Here is a 13246-nt window from a genome sequence, read left to right on the forward strand (position 1 = left end):
GTGGTGGTGGTAGGTTATGCCACCATCAAGCGAAAAGATTTAACCGGTACAGTTTCATCTGTAAATGCAAAGCAGTTAAAAGATATTCCATTGTCCTCTGCTGCAGAAGCATTGCAGGGAAGATTGGCCGGTGTGCAGGCCATCGCATCGGAAGGTGCGCCGGGTGCTGATATCATTATAAGAGTAAGAGGTGGCGGTTCAATTACGCAGGATAATTCACCCATGTATATTGTTGATGGGGTGCAGGTTGAAAATGCTTTGTCGGTAATTTCTCCGCAGGATATTGCAACAATTGATGTATTAAAAGATGCATCAACTACAGCTATTTATGGGGCAAGAGCGGCAAATGGGGTGGTTATAATTACAACAAAAGTAGGCCGGTCGGGAAAAACTGAAGTGGCATATAATGGTTCTTTCGGATCAAGAATGTTGCCTAAGAAAATGGAAGTATTAAGCCCTTATGATTTTGTAATTTGGCAATACGAAAGATCGAGAGCAAGCTCAACTGACAGCAGCGATTTTGCAAAAACTTACGGCACTACCTGGGATACACTTAAGAATTACAAAAATGTAACACCAATAAACTGGCAGCAGGAAGCATTTGGCCGCAATGCAAGATATCAAAATCATAATGTTTCGGTAAATGGCGGTAATCAGGCTACCACTTTCAATTTAAGTTTAACTGCCAACAGGGAAGATGGCATTTTATTAGAATCCGGGTTCGACAGAAATTTAGTAAACTTTAATTTAAACCATAAGGTTTCTGATAAAGTAAAAGTTGGAATAACAGCCCGTTATTTGGATCAGACAATAAGAGGTTCTGGTACCACTAACAGCGGTACACGAACTACCAATCGTCTGCGTCATGCTATTACTTACCGTCCGTTTGAGTTACCCACCGCAACAGGTGGTGTTGATGATTTTGATGAGGCTTATTATTTAGCATCTGCAGGGCAAACAAATCCTGTTATTTTAACAAAGGCAGAATACAGAAGGCAATTCACCAAAGGAACTTATTTAACCGGTTATTTTAATTATAATATTTTAAAAAATCTTGTATTTCGCAGTACACTTGGTTTTGATAATACCGTTACTGAGCAGGATCTTTTTTACAGCAAAATAACAGGTACGGCACGTAATGCTGCATCATTACCTGTTGCGTCAATCGGCGAGCAGAATAACAGAAGCATCAGTAATTCTAATACATTGCAATATTCAGTAAATGATTATAAAAAACATCACGATCTTACTGTTTTAGTGGGGCAGGAAATTGTTGATATCAGGGTTCAAAATTCTTTTTTTCAAACCAATTATTTTCCTGCTGATATTACTCCCGACAAAGCATTGGCAAACATGGGGCTTGGTTCAGCACCTACAGGCTCTTCGCAACCGTTACCATTTACTTTTATTAATCCGGCAAGCCGTATTGCTTCTTTTTTTGGAAGAATAAATTACGGATTTGATGATAAATATTTACTGACACTTAATTTGCGTTCCGACAGATCATCAAAATTTGGTGCAAGTAATGGAAACCTTGTTTTCCCTTCGGGCTCTGCAGCATGGCGTTTTTCAAAAGAAAAATTATTTGAAAATGCAAAGTGGCTGGATGATGGTAAATTAAGATTTGGCTATGGCTCTGTAGGCAATAACCGAATCGGCGATTTACTTTATTTGCAATTATATGGTGTAACGGGTCAGTATGCTATTAACCATTCTATTTTACCGGGCTTTGCACCCACATCATTAGCTAACCCCAATTTAAGATGGGAAGAAAATACTACCCGAAATTTTGGTATTGATCTGTCTATGTTTAAAAACAGGTTACAGTTTACAATGGATATTTATAAAAACACAGCAAAAAATTTATTGCTGAATGTTGATATTCCACCAACAACCGGTTATACTTCTCAAATTCAAAACATTGGGGCTACATCCAACCGTGGTGTGGAGTTTCAAATTAATGCTACGCCTGTTGCTAAAAAAGATTTTACATGGACATCTAACTTCAATCTCTCTTTTAATAAAAACAAAGTTGAAAGTTTGGGTGGTGTAAGCCAGTTAGAAAGAAACTCGGGCTGGCAGGGTAGTGATGGCGTTACTGATTATTTAGTAAAAGTTGGCGAACCTGCCGGTTTAATGTATGGTTTTGTTACAGATGGTTTTTATGGCATTAACGATTTTGATTATAATGCAACAACAAGAGTTTATACAATTAAAGCGGGTGTGGCTGCTAACGGTGTTTACGGTGCACCGCAACCTGGTATGCTTAAATGGAAAGATTTAGATGGGGATGGAAAAATAACACCCGATAAAGACAGAAAAGTAATTGGAAATGCCAATCCTAAATTTACCGGAGGATGGAATAACCAGTTTGCTTTTAAAGGGTTTGATTTAAGTGTATTTGTAAATTTTGTTTATGGCAATGATATTTATAATGCCAACAAAGTAGAATGGACGGATGGCGCATTTAGCAACCTGAATATACTCAACACTATGAAAGACAGGTGGACAAATATTAATGCCGCCGGCCAGAGAGTAACCGACCCAACTGAACTTGCGGCATTAAATGCCAACGCAAAAATATGGACGCCGGTTAGAGTGCAACGTTGGTGGTTGCACTCCTGGGAAATTGAAGATGGATCTTACCTTCGTTTTAATAATTTTACTGTGGGTTACACGATACCAAAAAATATTACCGCTAAGGCAAAAATTTCCAGCTTCAGGTTTTATGGTACAATTAATAATTTGGGCACCATTACCAATTATACCGGTTACGATCCTGATGTTACTGCAAGAAGAACAGACCCTTTAACGCCGGGTGTTGATTTTGCTGCTTATCCAAGATCAAGAACAATAGTAGTTGGTGTAAATGTTACTTTCTAAAAAATAAAATAATTGTTTTATGAAAAATAAAATTTATCAAATTAGTACAGCCATCACAATTCTTAGTGTAGCTGTTATTTTTAACAGCTGTAAAAAATTTACAGAAGTTGAGCCAGTATCTCAATATACGATTGCAGAAACTTTTTCGGATGTATCTAATGCTACAAGTGCACTTATTGGTGTGTATGATGAGTTGCAGGGAGATAATGGATATGGCATTCGCATAAGTATGTATTATCCTTACGATACCGACGAAGGTATTGTAAGCGGGGGTATTGATAACGGCAGAAGGGGTGTTGGCAGGTATCAATTATTATTGACTAATGCAGAAATTTCAAACCCATTCCGTCAATTGTACCGTGGGGTGGAAAAAGCAAATTTATGTATCGATCAAATTCCATTAATGCCACAATATACTTCAGCTATTGCAACAGAACAGGCAGCTGTAAAAAGATTATATGGAGAAGCACTTACACTTAGGGCACAGTTTTTATTTGAACTGATTAGAAACTGGGGTGACGTGCCTGCACCAATGACACCGGCTTTTAAACAAACCGATTTATTTCCGTTGGCGGCTAACAGGGATTCTACCTATAATAAAATTTTAGCCGACCTTGCTACAGCAAAAGCATTAGTACCATGGCGGTTAGATGCTGGTACAAGAAACGAACGCATAACAAAAGGAGCAGTAATGGCTTTACGAGCCAAAATAGCTTTGTTCCGTGGTGGATTTTCTTTACGCAGCAACGGGCAAATGGAACGTGGCAGTAATTATCTTACTTACTACCAAATTGCAAAACAGGAGTGCGAAGAATTAATGGCTAACAGATCACAGCACACCCTTAATCCCAATTACGAAAACATTTGGAGAAATGTAACTTCTTTTGTGTACGATCCGCAGGGAGAATTAATTTTTGAAGTGGGTGCAGGCGGAGGAAACGGTACCAGCGACAGCCGTATGGGTAACTATGATGGCCCAACTGTAAATGCAGCATCACGTTACGGTGCTGGCGGCGGCGGTATTCAAATGCTGCCCAACTATTTTTATGCATTCGATTCCGTTGATACAAGGCGTGATATTACTGTAACACATTACCAGGTGCCCACTGTGTCTAACATAAAAGGGCAACGCCGTTTGGGAGAATTAAATACAGGTAAATACAGAAGAGACTGGAGAATTCCATTGTTGCCGGGCACTGCATTAAACCCCGGTTACAACTGGTGCATGATTCGTTTTTCGGATGTATTATTAATGTATGCAGAAGCAGTGAATGAAATTAATAACGGGCCAACACAATTGGCAAAAGATGCTTTTGAAGAAGTTAGAAAAAGAGCATACCGCGGCAATACCTCATTAATTGGAATTACACCTTCAACAAAAGATAGTTTTTTTGTTGCTATTACCAACGAACGTTTTTTAGAATTTGGTCATGAAGGTATTCGCAAATATGATTTATTACGCTGGAATTTACTGGGGGCGAAAATTGCTGAAGCAAGAAATAAAATTCAGCAAATACGTGACAGGGTTGCACCATACACTTATGTGCCGCAATATGTTTATATTAAAAATATTGGAGAAGAAATTGTGTATTACACCACAACAGACAGTGTTAGCAAACAGCCTTTCTGGAGGCCAACACAGGTGCCGCCTGCTGCAGCAATTGGTACAGCGCCTGCATCGGGTGCAGCAGCAACAAAATGGGTAAGAACAGACTGGGCACAAAATCTTACAGGTAATGTGCTTGATGTTGATGGTACGGGTAACAAGCCGTTATTTCAGGCCATGGCATTTTATTTTGTACCCGGCAAAAGTGAGTTATTACCTTACGACCAGGCAACCATTTCGGCATACCAGGGTAAACTAAAACAAAACCCGGGCTATTAATTTAAATCTTTCTCATAGTAGTTTAGTTTAAAGGCTGTCCCAGTGGCAGCTTTTTTTAAATGTAAAAAGAGAGTACTTATAAAGAAAAATATTTTTGGAATTTGGAACGCAACGAATAATTTACTTTAAATTTAAAAGATGGAAAAAAGAGGTTTAATTTTTATAGTTATATTATTTTTCTGCAGCCATGGATTTTGTCAGACCTCCAACCCACAACAATATAAATATGTATTTACTGTAGCTAAAGATGGCAGCGGCGATTATGCATTTATTCAGGATGCTATTGATGCCATGAGGGTTTATCCGTTAGCGCCAATTACGTTGTACATAAAAAACGGTGTGTACAACGAGAAGATTGAATTACCTGCAAATAACACCGATGTAAGGTTTGTTGGTGAAAATGTGGACAGCACTATCATTATCTTTAATGATTATTCAGGCAAAGGAAAACATACCACATTTACTTCTTACACGGCAAAAATTTCGGGCAACCGTTTTAGGGCCGAGAATATTACGTTTGCAAATAATGCCGCGCAGGTTGGCCAGGCCTTGGCATTATATGTTGATGCTGATAAAGCAGTTTTTAAAAACTGTAAATTTTTGGGTAACCAGGATACTATTTTTGCAAGTGGAGAAAATGCAAGACAACTTTTTGAAAATTGTTATATAGAAGGCACTACCGATTTTATTTTTGGACCATCAACAGCAGTGTTTCAGAATTGTACCATCAGGGCAAAAACAAATTCATTTATAACAGCAGCCAGTACAACTGTAAGTAAAAGCTATGGTTTTGTTTTTATTGATTGTAAAATTATGGTTGATTCTTCTGTAACAAAATTATATTTGGGCAGGCCATGGCGGGCAAATGCTAAAACAGTTTTTATTCGTTGTGATTTACCTAAAGTAATTGCACCCGAAGGTTGGGATAATTGGAATAATACTGAAAATGAAAAAACTACTTTTTATGCAGAGTACAAAAATACAGGCAGTGGAGCGGCAATTACACAACGTGTAAAATGGTCAAAACAATTAAATGATAAAGAAGTAAAATTATATTCACTTAAAAACATTTTTTCATTAAATAAAAACATATCAGACACTGCCTGGTTTGCAACAATGAAATCTAAACCTTTCGATAATAATGCATTTGTACAAAAAGCACCACAACAAATTCCTTTGTATAAGGGCGCTGTTCCTAATTCTAAATCTGTACCAGATAAAGAGAATTCAACATTTCGTGATAATGTAACACGTATTGCCAAAGTAAGTATTCCAACACTTACTGTTTTTAAACCAGCAAAACCAAATGGTAAATCAGTTATTATTTGCCCGGGTGGTGGCTACAGCATTTTAGCGTTTGATAAAGAGGGAACAAAAATTGCAGAAGAATTAAACCGCTGGGGAGTTACGGCTTTCGTTTTAAAATACCGACTCCCCGATGATACCACTAACATTGATAAAAGCCTTGCACCATTGCAGGATGCACAACAGGCCATTCGTGTAATAAGAGCTGATGCAAAAGGGTTTGGTGTAAACAAAAATCAAATTGGTATAATGGGCTTTTCTGCCGGAGGCCATGTAGCATCCACAGCCGCCACACATTTTAAATTTATGGCCGATGCCAATAATAAAGATACCACTTCTGTTCGTCCTGATTTTGCGGTATTAATTTACCCTGTAATAAGTTTTGATAGCACTATAACACATAAAGGCTCCAGAAATAATTTAATTGGTGCAAAGGCATCAGCACAGTTGACTAATTTTTTCAGTAACGATTTGCAGGTAGATATTGAAACACCGCCATCTTTTTTAGTACACGCCAGCGATGATGGTGGCGTACCAGTTGAAAACAGCGTTAGGTATTACCAGGCCTGTGTTAAAAATAAAGTGCCAGTGGAAATGCATTTATATCCCAAAGGTGGCCACGGTTTTGGCATGAATAATAAAACAACCGATGATAATTGGCTGGAACGGTTAAAGAATTGGATAAACCGGCTGTAAAGTGTCATGCAGGTGCAGGATAGTGCAGCGCTTTAAAATGTTAATCTTACAAACCGATTGCATTACAAATAATAGCTTGCTCATTAAAATTACATTTGAAAAAATACAACTCACATGGATTTAAATTTAAAAGATAAAATAATTATTATAAGCGGTGGTGCCAAAGGTATTGGCGAGGGTATTGTAAAAGTGCTGGCTACAGAAGGTGCTATACCGGTTATCATTGGCCGTAATGAAGAAGATAATTTAAAAACAGTTGCAGCCGTAACAGCAACAGGTGGTAAAGCGTTTCAGATAGTGGCGGAATTATCTGAACCATTAGTATGTGAGCAGGCAATAAAAAAAGTAGTAGAAAAATTTAATAAAATTGATGGGTTGGTTAATAACGCAGGTGTAAATGATAGTGTAGGATTAGAAAGCGGCAACTATGAAAAATTTATTGCTTCTCTGCATAAAAATTTGGTGCATTATTATTTGCTGGCACATTATGCATTACCCGAATTAAAAAAATCGAAAGGGGCGATTGTAAACATCACTTCAAAAACTGCCGATACCGGCCAGGGCAATACATCTGCCTATGCTGCCAGTAATGGTGGCCGCAATGCATTAACAAGAGAGTGGGCGGTGGAATTATTGAAGTATGGCATTCGTGTAAATGCAGTAGTGGTAGCAGAATGTTTTACTCCGCTTTACCAAAAATGGATTGAAACTTTACCCAATCCTCAGCAAAAATTAAAAGAAATAGAAGCTAAAATACCTTTGGAAAACAGGATGACAACAGCAGCCGAAATTGCAAATGCAGTGGCTTTTTTATTGTCCTCCAGATCAAGCCACACAACTGGCCAATTGGTTTATGTAGATGGTGGATATGTGCATTTAGACAGGGCTTTGGCAAATGCTTAATTTTTACTGCATAGCATTAAAAAATAGTAGCCACGGATTACACGAATTTGCACGGATTAATATAGGGTTTCAAAAGCTAAAATCCGTGTTAATCTGTGTAATCTGTGGCAAAACAAAAACTACGCAGTAGTTTCATTTTATAATTAATTGTGTGTTAACTAACGATTATGCAAACTATTAAAACCGCATTGTGTTCTTTTGGTATGAGTGGATGGGTTTTTCATGCCCCGTTCATCAACAGCAATAAAGGTTTTGAGTTGTACGCAGTTTGGGAACGTACAAAAAATTTGGCTGCAGAAAAATATCCTGCAATAAAAACTTTCAGAGATTTAAATACGATGCTTGCTGATGAAAGTATAGATCTGGTAATTGTAAATACTCCCAGCATAACCCATTTTGATTATGCAAAAAAAGCCTTGCTGGCTAATAAACATGTTATTGTAGAAAAACCGTTTACACCAACTGTTGCAGAAGCCAATCAATTAATTAACCTTGCAGAAAAACAGCAAAAACTGTTATCGGTATTCCACAACCGCCGTTGGGACAGTGATTTTTTAACCACAAAAAAAATACTGGCCGGTAAAAAATTGGGTGACATTAAAGAAGCAGAAATTCATTACGACCGTTTTGTACCCGATTTAAGTTATAAACAGCATAAAGAAGCACCAACTGCAGGCGTGGGTGTTGTTTACGATTTAGGTTCTCATTTAATTGATACGGCATTGCAGTTATTTGGAATGCCTGCTGCACTATTTGCAGATGTAATGATGATGAGAGAAAATTCTTTGGTGGATGATTATTGCGAAATTCTTTTATACTATTCATCTTTCAGGGTTCGCCTAAAAGCCACCATGTTTGCAAAAGAACCGCAGGGATTTATTATTCATGGCAGCAAAGGTTCTTTTTTAAAAAGCCGCAGCGATGTTCAGGAAACTCAATTACAGTTGCATAAAAATCCTTTAGATGATGATTTTGGTGTTGAGTCAACATCTGAATATGGTATGTTGCATACAGAAAAAGAGGGCGTTTTTGTAAAAGAAAAAATACCAGGCGAAAAAGGCAATTATGGAAATTACTACGATGGAATTTACCAGGCAATAATTAATAAACAGCCTTTACCTGTTACTGCTGAAGAAGCAAAAAATGTAATTAAAATTATTGAAGCAGTTTATCAAAGTAACAATCAAAAAAAAATTATCAATTTAAACTAAAAATAAAAATGAAAAAAGTATTTCAAAAATTTGTTTCCGTACTGTTGCTTTGTATTGCATTAAATGCAACCGCACAAAGCAAAGAACAAAAGCAGGTAGAAGAAAAAGTAGAACAACTGCGTAAAGCTATGGTTGATGCTGATTCTGTAATGCTGGATAAACTGGCTTCGGCAAATTTAATGTACGGTCATTCAGGAGGACATATTGATGATAAAAAAGAATTCGTTTCAAAAATTGCCAGCGGTAAAAGCGATTTTGTAACGATTGATTTATCTGAGCAGACTTACACAGTAGTAAACAAAAAAATTGTTGTGGTGCGGCAAACTCTTAAATCAAAAACTAATGATGGAGGCAAGCCAGCCGACATTTTTATGTATGTGATGTTAGTATGGGAAAAGCAACAGGGCGATTGGAAATTGGTAGCACGGCAGGCTGCAAAAAAACTGTAAAAATTGGCCCGTTGGTTAATGCAAACGAGCAATTTTTTGTAAGTAAACGTTATCGGGAACGTTTGCGTAAATAAAGGCCTTTCAATAATGTTTTCCCTTGAGATATAGTGGTAAAATTGATGTAGAAAGAAGCTGAAATTAATAGAAAAAGGCTATTGAAAACAATCTTTTAAAAGATTGAAATAAAAATATAAACTACATTATTAAAAGCTGCAGTTCCCCTTCAGGGGTTAGGGGCATAAACGATTGTACAAATGAATATTTTAGAACAGTTTAAGCTTAATGGAAAGACAGCACTGGTAACAGGATGCAATAAAGGCATTGGCAAAGCAATGGCCATTGGTTTGGCCGAAGCCGGCGCAGATATCATTGGTGTATCTGCAAACCTTGCACTTACTGGCAGCGAAGTAGAAAAAGAAGTGAATACATTGGGTAAAAACTTTAAAGCTTATCAATGCAATTTTGAAGACAGAACCTCTCTTAAAAATTTTACAGAAAAAGTTACAGCAGAAAATAAACAGATCAATATCTTAGTTAATAATGCCGGCACCATTATGCGTAACCCTGCGGCAGAACATAGTGACGAATTTTGGGATAAAGTAATTGCTATAAACTTAGATGCACAATTTATAATTACAAGAGAAATAGGAAAAAAAATGATTACACAGGGAAGTGGCAAAATTATTTTTACTGCATCATTGTTAAGTTTTCAGGGTGGTGTAAATGTGCCGGGCTATGCAGCAAGCAAAGGTGCCATTGCCAGTTTAATAAAAGCATTTGCAAATGAGTGGGCGGGTAAAGGCATTAATGTAAACGGTATTGCACCGGGTTACATAGCAACAGATAATACCGAAGCATTACGCAACGACCCTGTACGCAGTAAATCAATTTTAGACAGAATACCGGCCAACCGTTGGGGTGAGCCCGATGATTTTAAAGGTGTAACCGTTTTTTTGGCCAGCAAAGCCAGCGATTATATGAATGGAACAATTGTAACTGTTGATGGTGGATGGATGGGAAGATAAAAGCCCTCTCCGCCCCCTGAAGGGGGAACTTTGAAGAGTCTAATGAATTGTTACACCAGCGAGTTTTGAAATGTAAAACAAAATAAATGCACCAACGAAAGAAAGCCCCTTTAGGGGTTTGGGGCTCCAAAATATACAATATGCAAATACGATTTCACAACAGCCCTGCCGAAGTAAGCCGCATGAATGCCGAAGAATTACGCAGTAATTTTTTAGTACAAAACATTATGAAGCATGATGAGATAAATTTTGTGTACACCCACTACGATAGGGTTATGATTGGTGGCGTAGTGCCGGTAAATAAAACTATCACATTGGTTACTTATGATGCCCTTAAAGCAAATTTTTTTTTAGAAAGAAGAGAGCTTGGTGTAATCAATGTTGGCGGCGAAGGCGAAATAAACGTGGATGGGAAAGCGTACGATGTAAATAAACTCGATTGTTTATACATTGGCAAAGGCAAACAAAAAGTTACTTTTAAAAGTAAAAAGAAAGATAATCCGGCAAAATTTTATTTACTTTCTTCACCTGCTCATCATGCGTATGCGGTAAAGTTGATGAAAAAAGAAAAAGCTTCGCCAACAGAAATGGGTGCAGTGATAACCGCTAATCAAAGAACAATTTATAAATACATTCATGCCGATGGATTAAAAAGTTGCCAGTTGGTAATGGGACTTACTATTTTAAAAGAAGGCAGTGTGTGGAATACCATGCCCACGCATGTACACGACCGCAGAATGGAAGCTTATTATTATTTTGATTTACCGGAGAACCAAAAAATAATTCATTTAATGGGTCAGCCCACCGAAACAAAACATTTGGTGGTAAGCAATGACGAAGCGATTATTTCGCCACCATGGAGTATTCACAGCGGATGCGGCACCACCAATTATGGTTTTATCTGGGGCATGGCTGGCGAAAATTTTATTTACACTGATATGGATCCCGTAAATATTAATGATTTGAGATAAGAAGCCCCTCCGCCCTTAAAGGGGAACTTATTATGGAGAAGATAGTAGTGGAAATAATAAAAAAATTTAACACTAAAGTTACCCCATTCCAGTTCCCTCTCCTTTAGAGAGGGTTGGGGTGAGGTCGCTTATGGCGATTAGGGTGAGTCACTCCTCAAGAGTGGCTCACCCGGCAAAAAAAAGAAGCATCTAATTAAAGGCATACAAAAACAAAAGAAGCATCTAATTAAAAGTATACAATAAATAAACGGCGTATTTATAATTAATAAATTTAAAATACACCCCTTACACATCAGCTATATGAAAAAATACCTTTTAATAATAATAAGTTTTAGTGGTTTTGCTTTTTTATTGCCCGATAAAAAAACTACCATCTTTTTAATTGGCGATTCTACCATGGCCAATAAGCCATTAGATGATAATCCGGAAAGGGGCTGGGGGCAATTGTTACCTGATTATTTTACCAATGATATAACCATACAAAATCACGCCGTAAATGGCCGCAGTACAAAAAGTTTTATTACAGAACATCGATGGGATACGGTGATGAGCCGCTTGCAATCCGGCGATTATGTTATGATACAGTTTGGGCACAACGATCAAAAACTGGAAGACAGCAACCGCTCTGCACCGGCGCATACTTTGTACAAACAAAATTTAATTCGTTTTGTAAATGATATACGCAGCAAAGGCGCCAACCCTGTTTTACTTACACCGGTAATGCGCCGCAAGTTTGATGCACAGGGAAAATTTGTTGATCAGCATAGCGATTATCCCGGCGTGGTAAAAGAAGTAGCTGCACAAATGAATGTGCCTTTAATTGATCTGCATAAAAGCAGCGAAGCATTAATTGTACAGGAAGGAGTGGAAAACAGCAAGCGTTTATTTTTAAATATTCCAAAAAATCATTTTAAAAATTATAAAGGCAAGGAAGAAGATAATACACACTTCAGTGAATATGGCGCAGCATCAATGGCATCATTGGTTTGCCAAAGTATCAAAGAGCAAAATTTGCCCTTAATAAAATATTTAGCACCGTCAGACTTTAAAGAAAAATTCGCATTTGAGTTACCTAAAATTTATGCACCACATTTTAAAAAAGACACTTTTAATATTTTAAATTATGGTGCAGTTGCAGATGGATTAACATTAAATTCTGTTGCTATCAATAAAGCCATTGATGAATGTGCAAAAACAGGCGGCGGCGTAGTGATGGTGCCAAGGGGAAGTTTTGTAAGCGGCCCTATTGTAATGAAAAGCAATATCAATTTGTATTTGGCAAAAGGTGCTTTAATTATTTACACCAAAGATTTTGATCAGTATCCTTTGGTGCTGTCTTCTTTTGAAGGCGTGGATGCAGCAAGGTGTATGTCGCCGTTAGTAGCAGAAAATTTAGAAAATATTGCCATTACCGGCGAAGGCATAATGAATGGCAATGGTTTTTACTGGAGGCCTTTAAGAAAAGATAAACTTACCGAAAGCCAGTGGAAAGCACATTTAAAAAGTTATGGTGGAGTGGTTTCTGCCGAAGGTAAAAGCTGGTACAGTTCTCCCAAAGCATTAAAGGCAGCGTTAACCAATAATATTGGAAAACTTACCGAAGGAAAAACTTTAAAAGATTTTGAAGATGTAAAAGATTACATGCGTCCGAATATGATCCGTATTTCGGAGTGTAAAAATATTTTAATTGAAGGCGTAACTTTTGAAAACTCACCGGCATGGACAACGCATATCACCATGAGCGAACACATTACGGTGAGAAATTTAAAAGTAAAAAACATTTGGTACGGTGCCAACACCGATGCCATAGATTTAGAAAGTTGTAAAAATGCGTTGCTGGAAGATTGCAATTTTGATACCGGCGATGACGGCATTACCATTAAAAGCGGACGTGATGAGGAAGGCAGAAAGCGTGGCA

9 protein-coding genes are annotated in these 13246 nt (G+C 37.5%); all 9 read left to right on the forward strand.

Going from position 1 to position 13246, the window contains the following annotated elements; genetic code table 11:
- Positions 1-2883 (forward strand): SusC/RagA family TonB-linked outer membrane protein (locus ACY651_RS06030; protein WP_462250740.1); only part of this gene is annotated, 2883 nt, incomplete at its 5' end.
- Positions 2884-2902: 19 nt separating this feature from the next.
- Positions 2903-4768 (forward strand): RagB/SusD family nutrient uptake outer membrane protein, encoded by a 1866-nt coding sequence (locus ACY651_RS06035; protein WP_462250742.1) that lies wholly within the window; start codon positions 2903-2905, stop codon positions 4766-4768.
- Positions 4769-4906: 138 nt separating this feature from the next.
- Positions 4907-6769: a pectinesterase family protein gene (locus ACY651_RS06040; RefSeq protein WP_462250744.1), complete on the forward strand. Its 1863-nt coding sequence runs from the start codon at positions 4907-4909 to the stop codon at positions 6767-6769.
- A 114-nt stretch (positions 6770-6883) separates the two neighbouring features.
- Complete coding sequence (locus tag ACY651_RS06045; protein ID WP_462250746.1) at positions 6884-7672, forward strand: L-fucose dehydrogenase; 789 nt, start codon at positions 6884-6886, stop codon at positions 7670-7672.
- A gap of 167 nt (positions 7673-7839) precedes the next feature.
- Entirely contained in the window at positions 7840-8883 is a 1044-nt protein-coding gene (locus ACY651_RS06050; RefSeq protein ID WP_462250748.1) for a Gfo/Idh/MocA family oxidoreductase, read from the forward strand.
- Between the two features lie 8 nt (positions 8884-8891).
- Positions 8892-9332, forward strand: coding sequence for a nuclear transport factor 2 family protein (locus tag ACY651_RS06055; RefSeq protein WP_462250750.1), 441 nt, complete (start codon positions 8892-8894; stop codon positions 9330-9332).
- A 254-nt stretch (positions 9333-9586) separates the two neighbouring features.
- On the forward strand, positions 9587-10357 hold the full coding sequence (locus ACY651_RS06060; protein ID WP_462250752.1) for an SDR family oxidoreductase: 771 nt from the start codon (positions 9587-9589) through the stop codon (positions 10355-10357).
- A 140-nt stretch (positions 10358-10497) separates the two neighbouring features.
- Complete coding sequence (gene kduI / locus ACY651_RS06065) at positions 10498-11328, forward strand: 5-dehydro-4-deoxy-D-glucuronate isomerase (protein ID WP_462250754.1); 831 nt, start codon at positions 10498-10500, stop codon at positions 11326-11328.
- 300 nt (positions 11329-11628) lie between these two features.
- Positions 11629-13246 (forward strand): GDSL-type esterase/lipase family protein (locus tag ACY651_RS06070; RefSeq protein WP_462250756.1); only part of this gene is annotated, 1618 nt, incomplete at its 3' end.

This window comes from Ferruginibacter sp. (genome assembly GCF_031391665.1).
GTDB lineage: Bacteria > Bacteroidota > Bacteroidia > Chitinophagales > Chitinophagaceae > Ferruginibacter.

Bases quoted from the DNA above. Each gene is read 5' to 3' on its own strand.
- ACY651_RS06035 (WP_462250742.1), top strand. From the start codon at position 2,903: ATGAAAAATAAAATTTATCAAATTAGTACAGCCATCACAATTCTTAGT.
- ACY651_RS06040 (WP_462250744.1), top strand. From the start codon at position 4,907: ATGGAAAAAAGAGGTTTAATTTTTATAGTTATATTATTTTTCTGCAGC.
- ACY651_RS06045 (WP_462250746.1), top strand. From the start codon at position 6,884: ATGGATTTAAATTTAAAAGATAAAATAATTATTATAAGCGGTGGTGCC.
- ACY651_RS06050 (WP_462250748.1), top strand. From the start codon at position 7,840: ATGCAAACTATTAAAACCGCATTGTGTTCTTTTGGTATGAGTGGATGG.
- ACY651_RS06055 (WP_462250750.1), top strand. From the start codon at position 8,892: ATGAAAAAAGTATTTCAAAAATTTGTTTCCGTACTGTTGCTTTGTATT.
- ACY651_RS06060 (WP_462250752.1), top strand. From the start codon at position 9,587: ATGAATATTTTAGAACAGTTTAAGCTTAATGGAAAGACAGCACTGGTA.
- kduI (WP_462250754.1), top strand. From the start codon at position 10,498: ATGCAAATACGATTTCACAACAGCCCTGCCGAAGTAAGCCGCATGAAT.